We start from the raw sequence: 23,088 nt of genomic DNA on the forward strand, positions 1-23,088 counted from the left end.
TTCCACTTACCATCGCTGAACGGCAACGTGGCCCATACGCTGCCCGGATCGACCGTTGCCACGGGCGGTTCGGGCCGGCGGCGAAGGAGTTCGAGTGAGGGAGACGGCTACCGCTTCCGACCCGTCGCTGACGCTGCCTCGTGCTCCGGAACGGCCCGGCGCCTCGGCGCGTGGCGTCGCGTTCGTGATGTCGCTGCGGCCCCGGCAGTGGGTCAAGAACGTGCTGGTGGCGGCGGCGCCGCTCGCGGCCGGGCGGCTGTGGGACGTACCGGTGCTCCTCGACACCCTGGTGGCGCTGGGCGCGTTCGTGGCCGCGTCGGCCGGGGGTTACCTGATCAACGACGCGCGCGACGTCGAACGCGACCGGGCGCACCCGTCGAAGCGGCGGCGCCCGATCGCGCGCGGAGACGTGCCGCTGGTGCTGGCCTACGTCGCCGGTGTGGTGCTGCAACTGGCGGCGATCGGCGTGCCCGCGCTCACCGGGTACGGCAACCTGGCGATCTGCGTCGGCGTGTACGTGACGTGCACGACGCTGTACAACAACTGGCTCAAGCACGAGCCGGTGGTGGATCTGGCGCTGGTCGCGGCCGGGTTCCTGCTGCGCTCGATGGCCGGCGGGCTCGCGGCGGGCATCCCGCTGTCGCGCTGGTTCCTGATCGTGGCCGCGTTCGGCAGCTTGTTCATGGTGGCCGGGAAGCGGTACTCCGAGATCGTGACGGTCGGGGACGACCAGGGCACCCGGCCGTCGCTGCGCGAGTACTCGGCCAGCTATTTGAGATTCGTGTGGAGTACGTCGGCGGGTGTGGTGATCGCCGCGTACTGCTTATGGGCGTTCGAGGTCGCGGACGAACGGGCCGGGGAGACCACGGCGCCGTGGACGTCGTTGTCGATCGCGCCGCTCGTGCTCGGACTGTTGAAATTCGCCCGGGACGTCGATCGTGGACACACCGGTGAGCCGGAGGAAATCGTGTTGCGGGACAAGGTGCTGCTCGCGCTAGGTGGGGCGTGGCTGGTGCTGTTCGGTCTGGGCGTGCTCCATGTCTGACCCCACCCGCCCCGGCTGGTTCGGTGCCGACCGCCCCGCCACGGACGGCACGGACGCGGAGCGCACCGAGGGTGGTGACGCCGGGGCGTCGGACGGTGAGTGGTGGGGGCCGCGGGAGGAGCCGAGCTGGGCGGCGGCGGAGCGGGCGCGGTATGCGCAGGGGCCGCCGATCAGTCAGCCGTCGGCGGATCCGTGGTGGGAAGCTCCCGCGGACAGTTGGTCCGACACCAACGCGCTGCTGAACCAGTTGGCCACGCCTTCCGCTGAGCCCGCACCGCCATCCGATCCCCCGCCTCCCCGCGGTTCCGCCCCCGCGCGCGGCACGGCCACCGCCCCCACAGCGATGCCACCCGCACACCCCGACGCCCCACGGCCCGCCACCCACCCGGAGCCCTTACCTCCACCGGAAGCGACGCCTCCGCGCGGAACCCAGCCGCCACTGTCACGCGATGCGGCGCCGCCGGAGGTGATCGCGCCTCGCGAAGAGCAGCGGCCGGCTCCAACCGCCGCAGCGGCCACGGCACCGGTGCCGACCACCGTCCCAGCGGAGCAGCCGGCAGAAATCGCGGCACCGCTCGCGTCGGCGAAGCCTGCCCGGGCAGCGGTGGACGGCGCGGCGCCGGACACACATGAGGCGGAGCGGCCCGCGCCGACAACGGTGGACACCGCGTCGCCCCCGAACCTCGCGGCGGAAACGCACGCACCGGCAACGATCGACACCGCGGCGCCCCAGGAACCCGCGGCGGCGAAGCCCGCACCACGAACGGACGACCCGGCGTCCGAGCGCCCCACCCCGGAAGACGCCGCTGCGCCGAGCACACGGTTCGTCGACACGGCCGCGGTCACGCTCATCGTCACGGCATTGCTCATTCGGGCCTGGGCCGCCTGGGGCGGCTACTTCTCGCTCGACGACTTCACGTTCGCGCGTCTCGCCGCCGAGAAAGGTCTCACCTCCGACCTCCTCCTCACCCCGTACAACTCGCACTTCATGCCCGGTGCCTACCTCATGGTCTGGGCCGAGACCACGATCGCGCCGCTCGACTACCGGCTCGTCGCCGGGGTGGCGCTGGCCGGCATGGCGATCAGCTACGTGCTGATCTGGCTGCTGATCCGCCGCCTGGCCGGCCCGCGCCTGGTGGCCCTCGTCCCGCTGACGATCGCGCTCTTCTCCCCGATCACGCTCCCCGCCACGCTCTGGTGGGCGGTCTCGATCAACCAGCTCGCGATGCTGATCGCGATCCCCGGAGCGCTCCTCGCGCAACTCGCGTACCTGCGCACGGGCCGAGCCCGGTACGGCGTGATCGCGGTCGTCACCGCGGCCCTCGCTCTCCCGTTCTACGAGAAAGCCGCGCTCGTCGTCCCCCTGGTCTTCGTCTTCACGGTCGTTCTGCAGCCGCAGACGGACCTTCCGGACCGCATCAAAGCGGCACTGACCCGGTTCACGTACCAGTGGGGCGCGTTCGTGGTCGTCGGCGCCACCTACGCCGGCATTTACCTCACCCGGCCTCTCGACGAGCGCTCCGAGTCCGCTGTGGACCTCGGTGGTCTGCTCGGCAACGCGGCGACGAACTCGGTGCCGTCCGGCCTCCTCGGTGGTCCGTGGTCCTGGAAGGCCATCGGCGCGGTGGACGCGAGCGCGCACCCGCCGGTCGCGCTGCGCACCGCGGCGGTCGTGATCATCCTCGCGGTGATCGCACTGACCGTGTACCGCCGACCGCTGGCCTACCAGGCCTGGGTGTTCTTCGGCGGCACGCTGCTGTTCGACGTGCTGGTGCTGGCCGTCGGACGCCTCCAGCTGGGGTCGGGCGCCGCGATGGAGTACCGCTACTTCACCGACCTGGTGCCGATCGCCGCGGTGGCGCTGACGCTGGCGCTGCTGGGTCCACCGGCGTGGGCGGCCACCTGGCCGCAGCGGCGGGGCATCGCCTGGCCGCCGGTGGTCGGCGGCACCCGGGTCGCGCTCGCGAACGCCAACGCGCTCGTGTTGCCGCTGGTGGTCGCGCTGTTCGTGAGCAGCCTGGTGTCGACGGTGAAGTACAGCAACCGCTGGCACGACAACCCGGCCAAGGACTACGTGGCGAACGCGCAGAAGTCGATAAACGCCATGGGCCGGACCGTCGATCTGTACGACGGCGCCGTGCCGGAGCAGGTGGCCTGGGGCGTGCTCAACCCGACGAACTTCCCGTCGCGGCTGATGGCGCCGCTCGACCTGCCGATCAACCCCGATCCGGACGTCAGCGACGACCTGTACGTGCTCGACCCGAACGGGCAGCTCTCGCACGCGTCGGTGACCTCGGCGAAGGCGCCGGCCGGCACCGCCAAGAACTGCGGTTACCGGATCGCCGGCAAGCGGGTGCCGATCTTCCTCGACAAGGAGCTCTTCAACTGGTGGTGGTACGCGGAGCTGCGGTACACCGCGAAGGAGACGGTCACGATCCCGTTCAACTCCGCGAAGACCCTCGGGAAGAAGGTCACGTTCGAGAAGGGTGAGCACACGGTCTGGGTGAAGGTGCAGGGTCCGGCCGGGTGGATCACGCTCGACGACGCACCGAAGAGCGCCGGCCTGTGCATCAGCTACGCCGCGGTGGGTGTGGCCGCGCCCGGCGAACCGGCTACCCCTTGATCAGCTGGGGGCGCAGCCAGTTCCAGACGAGCTTCCCGCCGGCGGTCGTGAGGTGCAGGCCGTCGGTGCGCAGCGTCACCCCGTTGATCTCGTTGGTGTAGCCGCGAGCGCAGAGGAACGGGTTGGGGTCGATGATCGACACCCTGTTCCCGAGTGACGCCGCCGCCGCGCGCACCGCCGCGTTCGTCGCCGCCACGCGCTTGGCGTCGTTGAGGACCGGCGGGTAGCGGCCGGCCGCGAACATCGTGGCGGCCGGCAGGCCGGTGTCGGGCACCTGGTGGCAGTGGTTGAGCACGACGACCGCGCGGGGCGCGTACTTGAGGATCTCCCGGAGCACCTGCGTGTAGTCGGCTGTCGTCGCCTTCTGCCAGGACGCCGAGGTGTACGGCACGGTGCGCCCGCCGATCCACCGGTCGTACTGCTCCCAGGAGCCGGCGAACAACACGCCCACCGAGGGCTGCGCCGACTCGATCTCCAGCTCCCGCGTCGCGGCCCAGTCGGTGCAGAGCGGTTGTTCGGGCGAGAGCGGCTTGCCCTCCACCGACGCCGTGTACGGCACGACCCCGCACCCGAAGCGGGTGGCGATCGAGAGGCTCAGGCCGGCCCCCGGGTCGTCGCGGACCGCGGCGAACAGGCTCAGCGCGTTCGAGTCGCCGACCAGCAGGACCTTGGTGCCACCGCTGCTGCCGCGGGTCCGGTCGGCCGCCACCTCGGCCAGCGAGTCGACCGAGTCGGCGGACTGCTCCTTGATGCCCGCGACGCCGGGCACGATGACGCCGATCAGCGCCGCCCCGGCCGCGATCACCGCGATCGGGGCCGCGACCTGCGGGGAGGCCAGCGAGTTCGGCGGCGCACCGATCCGCAGCGGACGTTCGACGATGATGAAACTGGCCACCGACACGAGCCCGGTCAGCGCCAGCCGGACGACGAGCAGCGGTATCCCGTCGACACCGGTGCGTTCGGGGCTGAGCACCAGGAAGATCGGCCAGTGCCAGAGGTAGAGGCCGTACGACAGCACCCCGACGACGACGAGCGGCTGCCAGCTGAGCAGCACGTTCGGCGAGTACCGGCCGCGGCCCACCACCGAGGCCACGACGAGCGCGGTCACCACCGAGAGGGCCAGGAACCCGCCCTGGTACATCCGGGGATCGGCCTGGGCGGCGACCACGAACGCCACGACCAGGCCGGCCAGCCCCACCCATCCCAGAACGGCCACCACCGCACTGTCGACGAGGCGCCGGCCGAATTTCGACGCGACCAGACAGGCGAGCACCGCGCCGACGAGCAGGCCCTGAAGCCTCGAATCGGTGCCGTAGTAGGCGCGTGAGCCGTCCGACGTGGACTGCACCGCGGCCATGACCGCCGCCGAGCCCAGCGCACCGACACCGAGTAGCCAGCCGAGCGACCGCCGCCCGAGCCTCGAGCGGAACAACACGACGAGCACCAGCGGAAGGAACAGGTACCACTGCTCCTCGATCGCGAGCGACCACGTGTGCTGGAACGGCGAGGGGTCCTCGAACGCCTGCGCGTAGGACTCCCCACGCAGCAGGAACCACCAGTTCGAGACGTAGAGCAGCGCGGCCAGCGCGTCACCGCGGGTGCTCGGCGGCCATTCGACGCCGAGCATCGGGAACAGCACGAGCACGGCCGCGACCATCAGCACGAGCGCCGGCATCAACCGCCGGATGCGCCGGATCCAGAAGTTCCGCAGCCGCAGCGTGCCGGTGCGGTCGTGCTCGGTGAGCAGCAGCGACGTGATCAGGTAGCCGGACAGAACGAAGAACACGTCGACGCCCAGGAAGCCGCCGGGCAGGAACGTGACGCCGCCGTGGTAGAGCAGGACGGCGAGCACCGCGAGCGAACGGATGCCGTCCAGCGCGGGGATGTAGTGGCCGCCGGCTCTCGGGCGGCTGAACGTCTGACCTTCGGCGACCGACGACCGCGCGGTGTCGAGCGGTCCCTCGACGGCGCGTTCCTCGGACGGGGCTTCTTCCGGCGCGACGGTGTGCCTACCCACGCGGGCGATTGTGCCATTACTCGTGGGTAAGAAAGGACATCTTCGGGGAAGTGCTCGATGGCGGTTACGAGGCAAACTGAAGCCGTGGATTCCACCGACATTTCGCAGGATCAGTTCCTCTGGCTGGAGGAAGTCACCGGCGACGGGCCGCTCGAGTGGGCCCGCGAACACAACACGCGCACGGTCGACGCCTACGCCGGATCCCCGCGGTTCGAAGCGATCCAGGCCGAGATCCGCGAGGTGCTGGACGCCGAGACACGCATCCCGTACGTCACCCGGCGCGGTGAGTACCTCTACAACTTCTGGCAGGACGCGGCCAACCCGCGTGGCCTCTGGCGCCGCACCTCCCTGGAGCAGTACCGCAACGACAAACCCGACTGGGAGCTGCTGCTCGACGTCGACGCGCTCGCGGCCGCCGAGGGCGAGAACTGGGTGTGGCACGGTGCGGCGTTCCTCGCGCCGAGCTACGACAAGTGCCTGATCTCGCTGTCGGTCGGCGGTTCGGACGCGGACGTCACCCGGGAGTTCGACCCGGTGACGAAGGAGTTCGTCGAGGGCGGGTTCGCGCTGCCGGAGGCGAAGAGCAGCGTCGGCTGGATCGACGCCGACACGCTCTTCGTCGGCACCGACTTCGGGCCGGGTTCGATGACCGACTCGGGATACCCGCGCGTGGTCAAACGCTGGCGACGCGGCACCCCGCTCGACGACGCGGAGACGGTGTTCGAGGGCGAGCCGACCGACGTTTCGGTGCACGCCTGGCGCGACCCGCTCTCCGGCCTGGACTTCCTCACCCGGAGCACCGACTTCTACCACCGGAAGCGGTACCTGCTGGTCGACGGCGCGCCCCGGGAACTGGACGTGCCGGACGACGCCGAGATCAGCGTCCACGCCGGGCACCTCACCGTCGAGCTGCGCTCCGAGTGGGGCGCGTACCCGGCCGGTTCGTTGCTGGTCATCGACTTCGAGCGGTTCCGGGCCGGGGAGCGCGAGTTCCAGTCGCTGTTCACACCCGACGACCGATCGGCGCTGGTCTCCTACCACTGGACCGAGCACGCGCTGCTGCTGAGCTCGCTGATCGACGTCAAACCGAGTTTGGAAGTTCTGCGGTCGACCGCGGACGGCTGGACGCGGACACCGTCCGCGCCGGTTCCGGACTGGTGCACGGTCCGGGTGCTGTCCACCGACCGGTTCCACGGCGACGAGTACCTGCTCGCGGTCGACGGGTACCTCACGCCGCCCGAGCTGCACCGGCTGGTCGCCGGATCGGACGAGCCGGCGGAGGTGCTCAAGCACTCGCCGGCCCGGTTCGACCCGACCGGCCTGAGCGTGAACCAGTACTTCGCGACCTCGGCGGACGGCACCCGGGTGCCGTACTTCGTGGTGGGCACCGGGCGGCCAGGGCCCACGCTGCTGAACGGGTACGGCGGGTTCGAGGTGCCGTTGCTGCCCGGGTACGACGGCGGTCTCGGCCGGGCCTGGCTGGCGCGGGGCGGTACTTACGCGGTGGCCAACATCCGCGGGGGCGGCGAGTACGGACCGCGCTGGCACCAGGCGGCGCTCAAGGAGAACCGGCACCGGGCGTACGAGGACTTCGCCGCCGTGGCGGCGGACCTGGTGGCCCGGGGCGTCACGACCGCGGAGCAGCTCGGGGTCTCCGGTGGTAGCAACGGCGGGCTGCTCACCGGCAACATGTACACCCGCTACCCGGAGCTGTTCGGGGCGGTGGTGATCCAGGTGCCGCTGCTGGACATGCGGCGCTACCACCAGCTGCTGGCCGGCGCGTCCTGGATGGCGGAGTACGGCGACCCGGACGACCCCGCGCAGTGGGAGTTCATCCGCACGTTCTCGCCGTACCACCTGCTGGCCGCCGACCGGCCCTACCCGCAGCTGCTGGTGACGACGTCGACCAGGGACGACCGGGTGCACCCCGGGCACGCCCGGAAGTTCGTCGCGCGGATCGAGGAGCTCGGCTACCCGGTCGACTACTACGAGAACATCGAGGGCGGCCACGGCGGCGCGAGCAACAACGAGCAGCGCGCGTTCATGCGTGCGCTGTCGTTCGCGTTCCTGTGGGACAAGCTGAGCTGAGTGGTGGGCGGCCCACCGGCCGCCCACCCGTTCAGACCTGCGGCGCGACCTCGTTCGCGATCAGCGCCAGGTGGTCGGTGTCCTGCAGGTCCAGGAACTGGAGGTACATCCGCTCGGCGCCGATGTCGCCGAACGTGCGCAGCTTCGCGGCCACCTCGTCCGGCGTGCCGCAGAGGCCGTTCTCACGCAGCTCGGCGACCTCGCGGCCGACGGCGGCCGCCCGGCGCGCGATCTCGGCGTCGTCCCGGCCGCAGACCACGATCTGCGCCGCCGAGAGGACGATCTCCTTCGGGTCGCGCCCCGCGGCCTCGGCGGCCGAACGCACGACGTCGAACTGCGCTCCGACGGCCTCGACCGAGTCGAACGGGACGTTGAACTCGTCCGCGTACTTCACGGTCAGCGCCGGGGTGCGCTTCTTGCCCTTGCCGCCGATGACGATCGGCGGACGCGGGCTCTGGGCCGGCTTCGGCAGCGCCGGCGAGTCGACGATCTGGTAGTGCTTGCCGTCGAACGAGTAGGTCTCGCCCTCCGGCGTCGCCCAGAGGCCGGTGATGATCTCCAGCTGCTCCTCGAGCCGGTCGAAGCGCTCGCCGAGCGGCGGGAACGGAATCGCGTACGCCTTGTGCTCGGCCTCGAACCAGCCGGCGCCGAGGCCGAAGTCGACGCGTCCGCCGCTCATCCGGTCGACCTGGGCGACCGCGACCGCCAGCGGACCCGGGTACCGGAACGTCGCCGAGGTCACGAGCGTGCCGAGGCGGATCCGGGAGGTCTCGCGGGCGATCGCGCCCAGCGTGAGCCAGGTGTCGGTGGGACCGGGCAGGCCGTCGACGCTCCCCATCGAGACGTAGTGGTCGGAACGGAAGAACGCCTCGTAGCCGAGCTCCTCGGCGGCCTGCGCCACCGCGAGCAACGTCTCGTAGTCGGCGCCTTGCTGGGGCTCAGTGAATACGCGCAACTTCATGACCGCCATACTCACACGCCGCTCAGTGCTCGCTCCGGTGCGGCTGCGGTCGTCTCAGCGGTAGACCTTCAGCACCCAGTCGTCCCGGTCGTGGTGACGACCGTCGCGGCGGTCGTGCCCACGGCCGTGGTCGCGGCGGTCGCAGTCGAACCACTTCCAGCGGTGGTACCGCTGGCCGCGCCGACCGGCGTCCTCGCACGCGTCGTGGTTGCGGTACGTGCCCTCCACCCGGCCGTGCCGGTCCGTGGCCGGGGCGGCCTGGCTGGTTCGGTCCGGCTGGGCGGCCTGGGCCGGGATCGCGGCGAACGGACCGGTCAGCGCAGCGCCCAGCACCAGGCCGGCGGCGATCTTCTTCGTGGTGACCATCAGTAACCCCCGAATGGTTCTCCGAAATGACATTTCCACCGAAACATCGCTATACGGACATGTGCAAACGGTCGGAGAAACGTTGGAGATCGCTGAACGTCAGTACCCAAACCGCTTACTACCAGCGCGGATACCGACATCTGGTGCCATTGTTGGCACTGTGTTGGGTGAGTTGTTAGCTACTACGCTTCGTCGCTGCTCACCTCGGAGGGTGGGATGATGAACTGGCTGGCCGCTCGTACGGCCACGCTGCCCAGTTCACCCGCCGAGCCGAGGAGTGTCATGGCCGACCGCGAGGCCGCGGCACCAGAGGCGCGGCTGCTCGTCGTCGACGACGAGCCCAACATCGTCGAACTGCTCGACACCAGCCTCAGCTACGCCGGCTTCGAGGTCCGTACCGCCACCACCGGCCGCGAAGCCGTGGCGGCGACCAGCACGTTCACGCCCGACCTCATCGTCCTCGACGTGATGCTCCCGGACATGGACGGGTTCGAGGTGCTCCGGCTGCTGCGCGGCAGCGGCACCAGGATCCCGGTGCTGTTCCTCACCGCCCGCGACGGCACCGACGACAAGATCAGCGGCCTGACCCTCGGCGCCGACGACTACGTCACGAAACCGTTCAGCCTCGGCGAGGTGCTCGCCCGGGTACGCGCGGTGCTCCGCCGCACCGCCGAGACCGCGCCCGTCTCCCCCGCCCCGGAACGCGTTCCCGACGTGTCGGCACGCACCACGTTCGCCGACATCGAGGTCGACCGCGAAACCCACGAGGTCTGGAAAGCCGGCAAACCGGTGACGCTGTCGCCGACCGAGTTCCGGCTGCTGCAGTACTTCCTCGACAACCCGGGCAAGGCGCTGTCGAAGGCGGTCATCCTCGACCACGTCTGGCACTACGACTTCGGACGCGACTCGAACATCGTCGAGTCGTACGTTTCGTATTTGCGTAAGAAAGTCGACACCACCGAACCGCGGTTGATCCATACGATCCGCGGTGTGGGATACGCGTTGCGAGTGCCGCGGACTTGATCGTGAAGCGCTCATTGGGTCGAGTGCTCACCGCGGTCAGGGCTGCCCCGGACGTGCTGCCGCTCGGCGTCAAACTGGTGGCGGCGCTGGTCACGCTGCTGTCGATCGCGCTGGTCGTCACCGGCGTCACCGGCACGCTCGCGCTGCGCGGATACCTGATCGACCGCCTCGACGGCCAGATCCGCGGCACCACGAACCGGTACAGCCACAACCCTCCGGAGACGTCGGGCACCGAGAACGACCGCACCGAAGACGCGTCGTTCGTCTACTACCGCCCGCCGGGCGACACTCCGGTCGTGCGGCTCAACCGCCCGGCCGGCAGCGACCAGACCGCACCGAAACTGCCGAATTTCGACGACGAAGACACGCTGCGGCGGCTCGACGAGAGCTACTTCGACGCCGAGCCGACCGGAGCCGGGCACAAGTGGCGGATGACCGTCCGCTACCTCTCCGACGAGGAGGGGCTCCTCGTCGTCGGCATCAGTTACGACGAGGTCGACGACACGGTCAAGCGGCTGATCGCGATCGACGCCGGCACCGGCGCCGTCACGCTGTTCGCGCTCGCCGGGGTGGGCTGGGCCGTCGTCCGTTCCAGCCTGCGGCGGCTGCGCGAAGTCGAGACGATCGCGGCCGCCATCGCCGGCGGTGACCTGGGGCAACGTGTCCGGCCCGGGGGTGAGCGCACCGAGGTCGGGCGGCTGGCCACCGCGCTCAACTCCATGCTCGAACAGATCGAGACCGCGTTCACCGAGCGCGAGGCCTCCGAGGCGAGCGCACGCGCGTCCGAGGACCGGATGCGCCGCTTCGTCGCCGACGCCAGCCACGAACTGCGCACCCCGCTGACCTCGATCCGCGGTTTCGCCGAGCTGTACCGGCAGGGCGCCGTGCCCGACGACCGGCACGCCGTCGACCGCGTCATGGAGAAGATCGAGGTCGAGGCGATGCGGATGGGGCTGCTCGTCGACGACCTGATGCTGCTCGCCCGCCTGGACCAGCAGCGCCCGATCGAGATGCGGCCGGTGGACCTGCTCCAACTGGCCGTCGACGCGGTGGAGGGCGCCCGGATCGTCGCGTCGTCACATCCGATCGAGCTGCGCATCGACACCGACGAGCCGCTCACCGTGACCGGGGACAGCGCGCGGCTGCGCCAGGTGCTCGACAACCTGCTGTCGAACGCGACGATCCACACGCCGGCCGGGACGTCGGTGGAGCTGCGCCTCTCGGTGGACGGTTCGGACGTGATGGTGGCCGTCGTGGACGCCGGGCCCGGGCTGGAACCGGACCAGGCGGAGCGGGTGTTCGAGCGGTTCTACCGGACCGATCCGGCGCGGAGCCGGGCGCACGGTGGGTCGGGGTTGGGCCTGTCGATCGTGGCGGCGTTGGTGGCGGCGCACAGCGGCTCGGTGCGGGTGGAGACCGCGGTCGGGAAGGGCGCGAGCTTCGTGGTGCGGTTGCCGCTGGAGCGGGTAGGGATCTCTGGTTCCGGTGGGGCCGGGTCGGAGTTCGAGGTCGGTTCCCGGGCTGGGCTTGATGGTGGGGCGGAGGTCGACCAGGCCGGGGGCGTGGACTATCCGCAGCCGTCCGGTTCCAGCTCCCGTGGGTGAGGGTGTTGGGTAGAGACATGCAGAGCTACTCACCGAGCCAGGCCGCCGAGAAGACCGGCTTCAGCCTCGACACCCTGCGCTACTACGACAAAATCGGGTTGCTCGACGAGTTGGCGCGCACCCCCGGTGGGCAGCGGATCTTCACCGAAGACGACGTGGCCTGGCTGGGGATCCTGCGGTGCCTGCGCGACACCGGGATGCCGATCGCCCAGATGCAGCGATACGCCGACCTCGCCCGCGCTGGCGACGAATCACTCGCCGAACGGATAGCGCTGTTGGAGGAACACGACCGTGCCGTGGAGGACCAGATCGCCCGGTTGCGGGCGCAGCAGTCGCACATTCGGCACAAGGTGACCTTCTACCGCTCTGAACTGGCGGCGCGCACTCCCACCGCGTGAGGCATTTGCGCGCTCCTCGACGGCCGCGATCGGGACCACAGAAGTGGTAGGCAGAGCAGCGCCAGCGCGATGTCGGTGCAGACGAGGATCTACAGCGCGCTGGGATCTCCGGCGAACGGCTGCGCGGTCAACAAGCCGTTCACTGTTGAGCCAGGTGGGGCGACTGAGCCAGGTGGGTCAGGTGGGTGCACAGGGTGAGCCGAGCGGGCTTGGTGGCGCGAGGGGCCGCAGTGGCGCGACGGCCGCAGTGGAGCAGGGACCGCGGTGGCGCGCAAAGGGCCGCCGTGGCGAAAGGGGCGCCGTGGCGCAAAGGGTCCAGTAGTGCGAAGGGCTGCCGTAGTGCGAAGGGCTGCCGTAGTGCGAAGGGCCGCCGTAGTGCGAAGGGCCGCCGTAGTGCGAGGGGCCGCCGTAGTGCGAGGGGCCGCCGTAGTGCGAGGGGCCGCCGTAGCGCGAGGGGCCGCCGTAGCGCGAGGGGCCGCCGTAGCGCGAGGGGCCGCCGTAGCGCGAGGGGCCGCCGTAGCGCGAGGGGCCGCCGTGGCGTGAAGGGTCAAGGCGGCACGGCTAGTGGTGCTGTCGGCTGGGGGCGGTCGGTGGGGTGCGCAGTGAACCGGGATCGCGCTGGGCCGGGGTTGCGATGGGCGGGAGTGCGGCGTGGGCCGGCGGGCTGGAACCTGGCGACCGGAGGTGGCGCGGGCAATCGGCACGCAGCGCAGGATGGGCTGAGGGTGCTCAAGCCCCTGCTGGCGGTCAGTCCGCTGACGGCACGCGTGCCGTGAAGACTTCGCACGTATCGCCGCAGCGCGGTTGACCGCCGCATACATGGCGGCAGCACGGCTAGCCGCCGCACGCACGGCCAGTCGCCGCACACGGGCGCCGTACGGACGAGCGCCGTACGGACGAGCGCCGCATGGACGAGCGCCGCATGGACGAGCGCCGCATGGACGAGCGCCGCATGGACGAGCGCCGCACACACGAGCGCGGCGCGATCGGGGGGTGCAGTCGGGCGTCGCACGGACGAGCACGGCACGGCCGAGCACGGCACGGACGAACGCCGCACACACGGGCGCCGTACGGACGAACGCCGCATACAGGCGCCGTACGACGAGCCCCGCACACACGAGCGCGGCGCGATCGGGGGCACGTAGCCGGGCGCCGCACGGACGAGCCCGGCACGGACGAGCCTGGCACGGACGAGCCCGGCACGCACCGGGCGCCGCACACACGGGCCCCCGCACACACGAGCCCCGCACACACGAGCCCCGCACACACCAGCCCCGCACACACCAGCCCCGCACACACCAGCCCCGCACACACCAGCCCCGCACACACCAGCCCCGCACACACCAGCCCCGCACATGAGCGTCGTGCGGGCGGGCGCCGCACGATCGGGGATCCGCAGTCGGGCGGCGAGGGCACCGTTGGCCGAAGTGCGATCGCGTGGAGGGCCCTTCGCGGGGGCGGGGCGGGGGCGGGCTAGTAGAGCGGGCCCGGGCTACGGCTCGGTGGGGGGCGCGGGGATTCGGGCTTTGAGGAAGGCTGATACCTCGGCCTCCACGGCGGCCGCCGCGGGAGTTTGGGGGGCCGCCTCCAGGCCCGGCTCCAGCGCCAACGGATGGGCCAGGCCTTCGATCCGCGTCAGCACCACCACTCCGCCGTCGCGATGGTCGCCCAGGGCTCGACGCAACTCCAAGGCGTCGTCCTGGAAGGACTTGTGGTCTTCCTGGCCGCTGACGATCAGTACGTCGGGCTGCGGGCGCCGCGCCATGATCTCGGCGGCGCGGTCGACAAAATCGAGCCGCCCGGCCAGGGCCCTCGACTCCGCGGACCACTGGTATTCGATGCCCATCCCCTGTTCGACCAGCTCCACCAACGTCGTGGCCCGGATCGCCGCGTTGATCGCCACCAGCCCCGCGATGGGGTGCGGCGACTCGGTGAGCGTGAGCAGCGCGGCCCCGCCGCCCGCCGAACCGCCGACCAGGAACAGCGGCCCCTGCGCCAGCGGCAGCTGTTCGCGCAGGGCGTCGAGCACGGCTGGGAACTCGGCGGCGGCCTGGGTGATCACCGCGCCGTGGCACTTGAGCAGCGTGTCGTCGCGGACCAGCGCCATGATCTCGTCGAACCCGCCGGCGGGGGTGCGTGAGCTCATCAGCGGCAACCCCAGGTACACCCGCCAGGCCGGCACGTCCTCCAGCGGCAGCGCGGCCGCCATCGCCACCTCGGTGCGCGGCGAATCCATCAGATGCCAGACGACGACGAGCGGTGCCGCACCGCCGTGAGCGGGCGGCAACGCCACGAACGGCACCCCGGCCGCGACCCCCTGAATCCTCATGCCCGGAACGCTAGGCCACCCCTACGACAGAACGCTCACTTGATCGCTCCCCGCGTAACTCCGGAGATCACCCAGCGCTGGGCGAACAGGTAGACGATCAACATCGGCGCCATCGCCATCAGGTAGCTCGCGAACGCCGCCGGGTAGTTCGTCTGGAACTGGCTCTGGAACACGTATTGCACCAGCGGCAGCGTGGCCCAGCCGGGGTCGGACAGGATCACCAGCGGCAACAGGAAGTCGTTCCAGGCCCACAGGCAGGTCAGGATTCCCACGGTCGCGTTCATCGGGGCGAGCAGCGGGAAGATGATCCGCCAGAACACGCCCCACGTGCTCGCGCCGTCGGTGACCGCCGCTTCCTCCAACTCACGCGGGATCGAGTTGATGTACGCGGTGAAGATGAAGATGTTGAACGCGAGGCCGTAGACCACGTAGAGCAGGATCAGGCCGCCGGGATTGTCGAGCCGCAGCAGCGCGGTCAGTTTCGCCACCGGCAGCATGATGATCGGGAACGGCACGAACAGGGCCGAGACGAAATAGTAGAAGAGGATCCGGAACAGCCGCCGGTGCATGTTCCGCGCGATCGCGTACGCCACCATGGAATTCGTCAGCAGCGTGAGCACCACCGCCCCGACCGTGATCAGCGCGCTGTTCAACGCGGTCTTCGGGAAGTTCGTCAGCCGCCAGGCGTCGGCGAAGTTCTCCCACCGCACCCGGTCGGGTAGGCCGAATCCGGTGCCGCCGAGCTGGTCGGTCGTTTTCAACGCCGTGACGATCGCGAAGTACAGCGGGATCAGGATCGTCAGGGCCAGCACGGCGAGCAGTGCCGTGAGCCACCAGTTGGTGCGAGCCGCTTTCACACCGACACCTCCCGCCGCTGGAGCACACGCAACTGCATGATCGAGAGCGCCACGATGATGAGGAAGAAGACGACCGAGTTCGCGCTCTGGTAGCCGTACTCGCCGCCCTGGAACCCGCCTTTGTAGATCAGCACCGACACCGACTCGGTGTCCGTTCCCGGACCGCCGTTGGTCAGCGCCATGATGTGGTCGAAGATCTGCAGGAACGATTTGAGCGACAGCACCATGTTGATCGTGAAGAACCCGGCGATCATCGGGAACGTGATGCTGCGGAACTGTCGCCAGGTCGACGCGCCGTCGAGGTCGGCGGCTTCGTAGAGGTCGGCCGGAACGGTCTGCAGGCCGGCGATGTAGATGATGATGTTGAACGCGGCCGCCTGCCAGACCGCGAGGATCACGATCCCGATCCAGGCCGTCGAGGAATCGGTCAGCAGCGACGTGGAGAGCGAGTCGATCCCGAGCTTCGTCGCGAACGCCGGGAGCGAGTTGTTGAAGAGGTAGGCGAAGATGTAGCCGACGACGAGGATCGCGAGCACGTTCGGGATGAAATAGATGCCGCGGAGCGTCGTCTTGAATTTGATCCGGCTGTTGAGCCCGAGTGCGATGGCCAGCGCGACGACGTTGACCAGCACGGTCGCGACCGCCGCGATCAGCAGCGTGAACCAGTAGGCGTGCAACACCCGGCCGTCGGTGAACAACGCGATGTAGTTCTGGAAACCGACGAGGTCGGACGGACCGTAGCCCGGGGAGTCGGTGAAGCTGTAGTAGATGCCCTGCAGTACCGGGATCGTGTGGAAGACGAAGAACAACACGAACGCCGGCAACACCATCAGGTAGAACGCCCGTGGCACACGTCCGGTCACCCTTGCTTCACCGCCCCGAGACCCCAGGTGCGGCGCTTGGCGACCTTGTCCCACGAGTCGTCCAGGTCGTGCAGGAAAGCGTCCACGTCGCCGTCGACCACGAACGTCTGCAGCAGCGGGCCGAGCGGGATCGCCGGGATGAACTGGTGGTCGGTGAAGCCGACGATCCGTCCGGACTCGACGTAGGGCTGGACGCCGGCGAGCGCCGGATCGGTGTTCGTGAGGCCTTTCCGGGTGGGCACGGCCACTTGGGCCTTGCAGTATTCGCTCACGACCTGCTCCCCCATCAGGAAATCGATGAAGCGCTGCGACTCGTCGGGGTGCTCGCCGTCGCGGGAGGCGGTCAGCACGACGTCGACGCCGGACACGAGCGTCGTTTTCGACGGATCGTCGGTGGCGGGCAACGCGATGCTGCCGATCTCGAACTTCGGCTTCCCGGCCCGGATCTGCGGAATGGCGTAGCTGCCGAGCAGCAGCATCGCCACTTCCCCACGGGCGAAAGCGGCCGTGCCGTCCTCGTAGCCTTTGGACAGCGGGTCGGGCTGGGTGTACCGGAAGAGCTGGGCGAGCTTCTCCATCGCCTCGTGCCAGCCGGTGGCGAAGTCGGTCCGGCCGGCGAACCGGTCGTCGAAGAACGTGTCGCCCTGGGTCTGGGCGGTGAGCGGAGCGAGCGGGGACTGGGCGGTCCAGGTGTCGGCGAGCATTCCGTAGAACGGCGTGATGCCTGCCGCTTTGAACTTCTCGGCCGCGTCGACGAGTTCGTCGAACGTCCGCGGCGCCGCGATTCTCTGCTGGGCGAAGAGCTGCTCGTTGTAGAGCAGCCCGCTGGCGTTGGCCGCGAACGGTACTCCGTTCACCTCGCCGGGCGTCCCCTGGCCGAGGTTCTTGACGATGTCGACGTAGGCCGGGTTGACGTCGTCGAGAATCGGCTCGTCCCGGAAATCACGGAAGATCTCGGCCGTGGCCCACTCGCCGAAAGCACCGTTCGCGTTCAGCGACATCACGTCGGGGACGTCGTTCTTCACCAGCCGGGTACGCAGCGCGGTCTCGGGTTCGGCCGGGTTGTCCACCACCACCCGGACGTCGGGGTTGGCTTTCTCGAATTGATCGGCCAGGTCCTGGAAATAGGCCTGGGCTTCGGGCTTGAACTGGAAGAACGTGATCGTCGTCCGGGAACCGTCGCCGGCACAGGCCGTGAGGAACCCGGCCACGAGGATCAGGCTCACGACGAAAGGACGCGCTCGACCGACAGACACGGGCATCACCGACCGATCCGAAGGGGTGCGCACCCCTTACCCGCGCATTCTTGACCTCAACCGCAGTGCAGATGTGACGGTGGAAAACATGAGCAACGCGTACCTGAGCCGGATCGGGCACGACGGCCCGGTGGCGGCCGACCTCCGGACCCTCGAAGCGCTGACCTACGCCCACGCCACGACGATCCCGTTCGAGAACCTCGACCCGTTCTCCGGCGTCCCGGTGGACCTGGACACGCTGCGCGAGAAGCTGGTGCACCGCCACCGGGGCGGTTACTGCTTCGAGCACAACCGCCTGCTGAAATCCGCACTGGACGAGATCGGCTTCACCACGACCGGCCTGCAGGCCCGCGTGGTCTGGGGCGGCTCCGATGACGACGTCACCCCACGTGCCCACAAACTGCTCCACGTCGACGTCGCGGGAGCGCCGTACGTCACCGACGTCGGTTTCGGAGCGATGACCCTCACCGCGCCGTTGCGTGTGGAGCCCGACGTCGAGCAGGAGACCCCGCACGGCGTTTTCCGGCTTCTCCACGCGGAAAGTCCGCTCGGCGCGTGGCGTCAGCAGGTGCGGTTGCGGGGCGAATGGCGCACGACCTACCGCTTCGACCTCACGCCGGCGTTCCCGGTGGACGACGAGGCCCCGAACTGGTTCCTCTCGACGTCGCCGAAATCGCATTTCGTCCGTGGCTTGACCGCGGCCAGGCCGACGCGTGACGGGCAGCGGTTGGCGCTGGCCGGACGTTCCTTCACCGCGTACGCGTCCGACGGCACGCCCGACCGGCGCGAGATCGACACCCTGGCCGAGCTGCGCACCGTACTGACCGACGACTTCCTCATCGAGCTACCGGCCGGCATCGACGACACCCTCAAGCGGCTGTTCTGACCTTGCCTCGCGCGACGAGTTCGGTGACCAGGACGATCGCGATCGACTCGACCGCGAGCAGCCCGACGAGCACGAGGAGCTGAGTGGCCCCCGCCTCGACCGCGCTGCCTCCACCGAGCAGCACGCCGACGAACGCACCCGGCAGCGTGACCAGCCCGACCGTGCGGGTCTGGTCGAGCGCGGGCACGAGCGCCTGACCGGCCGAGGGGCGGCAGATCTCCAGCGCGGCGTCCCGGTCGAGGAAACCGAGGGACAACGCCGCCTCGACCTCGCCGCGGCGGGTCCCGAGCTCGTCGAGCGCGCGGCGCCCGGCCAGCGACGTGGCGGTCATCGCGCCGCCGATGAGGATCCCGGCGATCGGGACGATCGTGATGCCCTCGACCGGCACCAGCCCACCGGCGATCAACCCGAGGACGATCGGCAGGCTGCCCGTCGCGATCGGCACGGCCGCCCACAGGGCGGCGGTCACCCGCCGGCGGCGTCGGTCGGCGCGGGTGATCCGCTGACCCGACGTCCAGGCCGCGGTCGACACCATCGCGACGACGAACAACGCGGTGAACCAGAGCGACGAGACGATCGCCGCGATCAGCAGCGACACCGCGCCGAGCTGGAGCGTGGCCCGGGCGGCCGCGATCGGGATCGAACGCCGCGAACCGAGCTGCCCGAACCCCACGACCAGCGCGGTGATCACCGTCAGGAGCACGAGCGCGACGGCGAGCCGCGGCCCCACCTCGATCATCGGGCCACTATGCCCCGAAGTCCGCGGCCCGGCGGGAAAGGGGTGGCCGGACCGCGGACGACCACCCCCGCCCGGCAGTGCCCAGGGCGGGAGTGGTCACCTGGCCGCGACGAGGGTCGGGCGTGCGGCCAGGGGTCTGAGCGGGGTCAGCGTCCGGACGTGATCTTCGGACGGTCCTTCGCGGAGTTGGACACCAGCGACACGCCGATACCGGCGAGCGTGACCTGGGCGGCCAGCTCGATCCAGTCGACGCCGGGCGTGTCCGCGACCCCGAGCACGCTCGCGACGCCCGTGCCGACCAGCGCGGCGACGATGCCGACGACGAACGTCATCAGCCAGCCGACCCGCTGCTTACCCGGCACGACCAACCGGCCGAGCGCACCGATGATCGCGCCGACGATGAGGGCAGAAATGATTCCGTCGATCTCCACGGCTCTCTCCGATGGACGAGGATTTCGTCCCTCCAGCGTCGCGCCGACGCGCGGCCGCGCCCATCGGGGAAGCACCGGAGATCACCCCTGAGATGGCCCTCAGACGATTGTGACCTCTGGGAACGCTGGTACGGCGCGGTCGAACAGGTGCCAGTCGACGCCACGCAGGTGCAGATCGAAGAACGCGCTCACGTACGCCCGTTCCACCGTGACGGCCCGGCGGCCGTCCAGCGTCCCGAACGCCTCGGTCAGGATCGCCGGGGCGACCCCGGGGATCTTCGCCAGCTTCGCCCGGGCCAGTACGACGTCGTGGAAGCTCAGGTGCTCGGTGCCGGCGATCCTGATCTCGCGGTGCCAGCCGCGCAGGTGGTCCTTGAACGTGCCCCAGTCCGGGGTGTTCTCCCGCGTGGTGCTGCCGCTGGCGAGTTGCAGGAACGGCTTGTCGAGGCCGTCGGTGACCACCGAGCCGTACGGGTTGCCGTCCATGTTGATGCCCGCGGTCACGCGAGGGTCGTCGTGCGCGACCTGGGCCGCGGTCGCGCCGCCGAGCGAGTGCCCCACCATGCCCACGTGGTCCAGCCGCATCCAGCCCGGGTTGCGCCGCTGCAGCTCGTCGAGGACGAAGCGGGTGTCGGCGACCCGGACGTCGAGCGCTTTCCGGATGACCGCGTCGGGATCCTTCTCCACGAGCGCGTTGATCGTGTTCGGCACGACCCGCCCGTCCGGGAACTCCACGGCCATCGCGTCGTGCGGGTGGTCGATGGTGACGACCACGTAGCCGCGGCTGGCCAGTTCCTCCACGAGGGCGGCGCTGGAGTTGCGCTCCGCGCCGTAGCCCGGCGAGAACAGCACGACCGGGTGACCGCCCGGCTTCGTCGCGACCGGCGCTCCCACCGCCCCGTGCGTTCGCACTGCTTCCACGCCCCCGACGACGCCGGGCGCGCCGGTGAGCGTCTGCACGATGTCGCGTCCGACGGGGCCGGCTTCCGCGGGTGTGAGCCACGGGAAGCGGGCGTGGCCAGCCGCCGTTCGGGCCGGGTACCAGATGTTGACCATCAGTTCCCGGCGCTGCTTGCCGTCACCCCAGGGGTCGGGGCGGTGGGTGTCGACGAGATGGAGCGGTGTGGTGCCGACCGGGTAGGTGCCGGTGGGCGTGGGCAGGGTGAGCAACGGAGCCGTGGCCGCGGGCCGCGCGGCCGGGCTCGCGGGAGTCGTTGCTCCGGGGCTCGCGGGAACCTGGCTCGCGGGAACCTGGCTCGCGGGAACCTGGCTCGCGGGAACCTGGCTCGCGGGAACCTGGCTCGCGGGAGCGGTTGCTGCGGGGGGTTTGGCGGTGGCTGGTGGGGCGGCGATGGCGGCTGCTCCGGCCAGCGCGGTCGCCACGGTGGCAACGGCCAGCGCGGCGCGGGGTGGAGTGAGGCGCATCCGGGTCCTTCTCGTCGGGCCGAGACCGGGATGGCCTCGGGGCGCCGCCGACGCTAAGTAAGCAACCATCCGGCCCGCGTCTGCCGCCGGGCCACATCGAGTAGACCCGGAGAGGGACCCGCTGCCCCTCGAGCCGCCACCACCGACAGCGCCTCGAACCGGCAGGTGCCCCTGACCGGCGGGCACCCTAGACCGGTGGGTGCCCCGAACGAGCGGGCATTCCGGGCCAGCAGGCGCCCCGAACCAGCGGGCACCCCTGGCCGGCAGGCGCCCGAACCAGCGCGCACCCCTGGCCGGCAGGCGCCCGAACCAGCGAGCGCCCCGAACCAGCGAGCGTCCCCGAACCGACGGGCACCCTGGCCGGCGGGCACTCCGGATCAGTGGCCGGGGCGGATCAGGCCGGATTCGTAGGCGCAGACGACGGCCTGAACCCGGTCCCGGGCGGCTAGTTTGTGCAGGATCCGGCCGACGTGGGTCTTCACCGTGCCGGTCGAGACCAGCAGCCGCTCGGCGATCTCCGCGTTGGAGAAACCGCGAGCCATCGCCACCAGCACGTCACGCTCACGGCCGGTGAGCGACTCCACCGCGCGCACCGCCGCCGGATCCGAGCCGGGCGCGAGCGTGTCCAACAAGCGCCGGGTCGTCGAGGGCGCGATCACCGCGTCCCCGGCGTGCACCGTGCGCAGCGCGGCCAGCATGTCCTCCGGCGCGCCGTCCTTGAGCAGGAACCCGCTGGCCCCGGCCCGGATCGCCGCCAACGCGTTCTCGTCCAGGTCGTACGTGGTCAGGACGACGACCTTCGGCGGGCTGGCGAGAGCGGTGATCCGCCGGGTGGCCTCGATACCATCCATGACCGGCATCCGGACGTCCATCAACACGAGGTCGGGGCGCACGCGCTGGACCTCGGCGACCGCGGCCGCCCCATCCCCCACCTCGCCGACCACGGTCAGGTCCGGCTGCGAGTCGATGACCAGCCGGAACCCCGCCCGCACGAGCAGCTGGTCGTCGACGAGCACGACCGAGATCACGGGGACGTCGGGATCCGTGCGAACACCTCGTGCCCTCCCCGCCGCCCCGGTCCGGTCCGGATCGTGCCACCGTACGCCGCGACGCGTTCACGCATCCCCACGACGCCGTGCCCACTGTCGCCGCCCGCGATGGCGCCTTGCCCGTCGTCGGAAATGCGTAGTTGTAGTTCGTACTGGGACCAGCGCACCTCGACCGAGGCCCGGGCCGCCGGGCCGGCGTGTTTCACCACGTTGGTGAGGCTCTCCTGGACGACCCGGTAGACGGCCAGGCCGAGGCCGGAACCGACCGGGGCCGGTGGCGGGTCGAAGCGGAGGGCGACGTCGAGGCCGTCGGCGCGGACCTGGTCGACCAGCTGGGGAACGTCGTGGAGGCTGGGCTGCGGGGTGCGGAGGTCGGGCTCCTCGCGGAGCAGGCCGAGGAGACGGCGGGTCTCGCCCATCGCCCGGCGGCCGGTCTCGCCGATGGTGGTGAGGGCGGCCTGCGCGGCCTCCGGCGAGCCCGCGTACCGGCCCCCGTCGGCCTGCGAGATCACGATCGCGAGCGAGTGGGCGACGACGTCGTGCATCTCGCGGGCGATGCGGGTGCGCTCGGCCGACACCGCGAGCCGCGCTTTCTGGTCGCGCTCGACCTCCAGCGCCGCGAGACGCTCCTCGCGGACCCGTTTCAGCGCCCCCAGCGCCCAGCCGGTGAGCACAAAACTGGCCATCGCGGCACCGAAGAGCACGTGGCTGCCCAGCGTGGCTTCGGGCACGGGAGGCCAGGTGAGAGCGCCGAGACCGGCCCCGACCAGGCCGGCGGCGAGCATCGCGCGCGACGACCAACGGGGGCCGTAGGCGGCGGTGGCGTGCACCGCGAGCGGCACCGCCAGGTCGGCGACGAGCAGCACGATGTGCGGCAGGAACAACCACTGGGTGAACGCGACGACCGTGACGAGCCCGGCGCACCAGACCGGGCGGGTGCGACGCAGCAGCAGGGCGGCCGCGAGCAGCCCGGAGACGATCAGGTTCGACCGGAGGAGCAGGTCGAGCGACCACAGCAGCAGCGCCACCCCGACGTCGGCGAGCACCGGACGCCGGCGCAGCCAGGATTCGACGCGTTCGGTCACCACGGCACCGAGACTAGTTTTCGCCGGGCCCCGTTTTCGTCTG

General features: G+C 70.5%; 19 protein-coding genes. 7 read left to right on the top strand and 12 right to left on the bottom strand.

What is annotated here, in order from left to right; all coding sequences use genetic code 11:
- Positions 1-94 precede the first annotated feature (94 nt).
- The gene (locus tag ABD437_RS05785; RefSeq protein WP_344647685.1) at positions 95-1,045 is read left to right on the top strand and encodes a decaprenyl-phosphate phosphoribosyltransferase; all 951 of its coding nucleotides are present in this window, start codon (positions 95-97) and stop codon (positions 1,043-1,045) included.
- A 658-nt stretch (positions 1,046-1,703) separates the two neighbouring features.
- A complete protein-coding gene (locus ABD437_RS05790) occupies positions 1,704-3,668 on the top strand; it encodes a hypothetical protein (protein WP_344647686.1) in 1,965 nt (654 codons plus the stop codon).
- On the opposite strand, the gene ABD437_RS05795 is transcribed toward ABD437_RS05790, so the two are convergent.
- The gene (locus tag ABD437_RS05795; protein ID WP_344647687.1) at positions 3,658-5,685 is read right to left on the bottom strand and encodes an acyltransferase family protein; all 2,028 of its coding nucleotides are present in this window, start codon (positions 5,683-5,685) and stop codon (positions 3,658-3,660) included. The two genes, ABD437_RS05790 and ABD437_RS05795, sit on opposite strands and share 11 nt — an antisense overlap.
- Before the next feature lie 57 nt (positions 5,686-5,742).
- Between ABD437_RS05795 and ABD437_RS05800 the strand changes: the two genes are divergently transcribed.
- Positions 5,743-7,773 (top strand): prolyl oligopeptidase family serine peptidase, encoded by a 2,031-nt coding sequence (locus tag ABD437_RS05800; RefSeq protein WP_344647688.1) that lies wholly within the window; start codon positions 5,743-5,745, stop codon positions 7,771-7,773.
- Between the two features lie 31 nt (positions 7,774-7,804).
- On the opposite strand, the gene ABD437_RS05805 is transcribed toward ABD437_RS05800, so the two are convergent.
- Entirely contained in the window at positions 7,805-8,734 is a 930-nt protein-coding gene (locus ABD437_RS05805; RefSeq protein WP_344647689.1) for an LLM class F420-dependent oxidoreductase, read from the bottom strand.
- Between the two features lie 54 nt (positions 8,735-8,788).
- A complete protein-coding gene (locus ABD437_RS05810; protein ID WP_344647690.1) occupies positions 8,789-9,100 on the bottom strand; it encodes a hypothetical protein in 312 nt (103 codons plus the stop codon).
- A gap of 282 nt (positions 9,101-9,382) precedes the next feature.
- On the opposite strand from ABD437_RS05810, the gene ABD437_RS05815 reads away from it, so the two are divergent.
- The 3 genes from ABD437_RS05815 to ABD437_RS05825 are packed head-to-tail and all read left to right on the top strand — an operon-like array spanning position 9,383 to position 12,125.
- Positions 9,383-10,123 carry a response regulator transcription factor gene (locus tag ABD437_RS05815; RefSeq protein WP_344647691.1) on the top strand — a complete coding sequence of 247 codons (741 nt, stop codon included), beginning with the start codon at positions 9,383-9,385 and terminating at the stop codon, positions 10,121-10,123.
- Between the two features lie 2 nt (positions 10,124-10,125).
- The gene (locus ABD437_RS05820; protein ID WP_344647692.1) at positions 10,126-11,727 is read left to right on the top strand and encodes a sensor histidine kinase; all 1,602 of its coding nucleotides are present in this window, start codon (positions 10,126-10,128) and stop codon (positions 11,725-11,727) included.
- A 17-nt stretch (positions 11,728-11,744) separates the two neighbouring features.
- Positions 11,745-12,125: a MerR family transcriptional regulator gene (locus ABD437_RS05825; RefSeq protein WP_344647693.1), complete on the top strand. Its 381-nt coding sequence runs from the start codon at positions 11,745-11,747 to the stop codon at positions 12,123-12,125.
- Positions 12,126-13,617: 1,492 nt separating this feature from the next.
- Here ABD437_RS05825 and ABD437_RS05830 read toward each other — a convergent pair.
- From ABD437_RS05830 to ABD437_RS05845, 4 genes are read right to left on the bottom strand one after another with little or no spacing between them, the layout of a single operon-like run.
- Positions 13,618-14,454 carry an alpha/beta hydrolase gene (locus ABD437_RS05830; protein ID WP_344647694.1) on the bottom strand — a complete coding sequence of 279 codons (837 nt, stop codon included), beginning with the start codon at positions 14,452-14,454 and terminating at the stop codon, positions 13,618-13,620.
- Between the two features lie 35 nt (positions 14,455-14,489).
- Positions 14,490-15,311, bottom strand: a complete 822-nt coding sequence (locus ABD437_RS05835) for a carbohydrate ABC transporter permease (RefSeq protein ID WP_344647695.1) — start codon at positions 15,309-15,311, stop codon at positions 14,490-14,492.
- Positions 15,308-16,141, bottom strand: coding sequence for a carbohydrate ABC transporter permease (locus ABD437_RS05840; protein WP_344648158.1), 834 nt, complete (start codon positions 16,139-16,141; stop codon positions 15,308-15,310). The genes ABD437_RS05835 and ABD437_RS05840 overlap by 4 nt, the downstream gene beginning before the upstream one ends.
- 29 nt (positions 16,142-16,170) lie before the next feature.
- Entirely contained in the window at positions 16,171-17,400 is a 1,230-nt protein-coding gene (locus ABD437_RS05845; RefSeq protein ID WP_344647696.1) for an ABC transporter substrate-binding protein, read from the bottom strand.
- A 118-nt stretch (positions 17,401-17,518) separates the two neighbouring features.
- Here ABD437_RS05845 and ABD437_RS05850 point away from each other — a divergent pair, with 118 nt between their 5' ends.
- Positions 17,519-18,316, top strand: a complete 798-nt coding sequence (locus tag ABD437_RS05850) for an arylamine N-acetyltransferase family protein (RefSeq protein WP_344647697.1) — start codon at positions 17,519-17,521, stop codon at positions 18,314-18,316.
- Here the strand turns inward: ABD437_RS05850 and ABD437_RS05855 are convergent.
- The 5 genes from ABD437_RS05855 to ABD437_RS05875 all read right to left on the bottom strand — a co-directional run bounded on the left by ABD437_RS05855 (position 18,300) and on the right by ABD437_RS05875 (position 23,048).
- Positions 18,300-19,055 carry an ABC transporter permease gene (locus tag ABD437_RS05855; RefSeq protein WP_344647698.1) on the bottom strand — a complete coding sequence of 252 codons (756 nt, stop codon included), beginning with the start codon at positions 19,053-19,055 and terminating at the stop codon, positions 18,300-18,302. The two genes, ABD437_RS05850 and ABD437_RS05855, sit on opposite strands and share 17 nt — an antisense overlap.
- A gap of 146 nt (positions 19,056-19,201) precedes the next feature.
- Entirely contained in the window at positions 19,202-19,486 is a 285-nt protein-coding gene (locus ABD437_RS05860) for a GlsB/YeaQ/YmgE family stress response membrane protein (protein ID WP_344647699.1), read from the bottom strand.
- A gap of 99 nt (positions 19,487-19,585) precedes the next feature.
- On the bottom strand, positions 19,586-20,911 hold the full coding sequence (locus tag ABD437_RS05865) for an alpha/beta hydrolase family protein (RefSeq protein ID WP_344647700.1): 1,326 nt from the start codon (positions 20,909-20,911) through the stop codon (positions 19,586-19,588).
- 377 nt (positions 20,912-21,288) lie between these two features.
- Positions 21,289-21,939, bottom strand: a complete 651-nt coding sequence (locus ABD437_RS05870) for a response regulator (protein WP_344647701.1) — start codon at positions 21,937-21,939, stop codon at positions 21,289-21,291.
- Complete coding sequence (locus tag ABD437_RS05875; protein ID WP_344647702.1) at positions 21,936-23,048, bottom strand: sensor histidine kinase; 1,113 nt, start codon at positions 23,046-23,048, stop codon at positions 21,936-21,938. The genes ABD437_RS05870 and ABD437_RS05875 overlap by 4 nt, the downstream gene beginning before the upstream one ends.
- Between the last annotated feature and the right edge of the window lie 40 nt (positions 23,049-23,088).

It is taken from the genome of Cryptosporangium japonicum, from assembly GCF_039524755.1.
Lineage (GTDB): Bacteria > Actinomycetota > Actinomycetes > Mycobacteriales > Cryptosporangiaceae > Cryptosporangium > Cryptosporangium japonicum.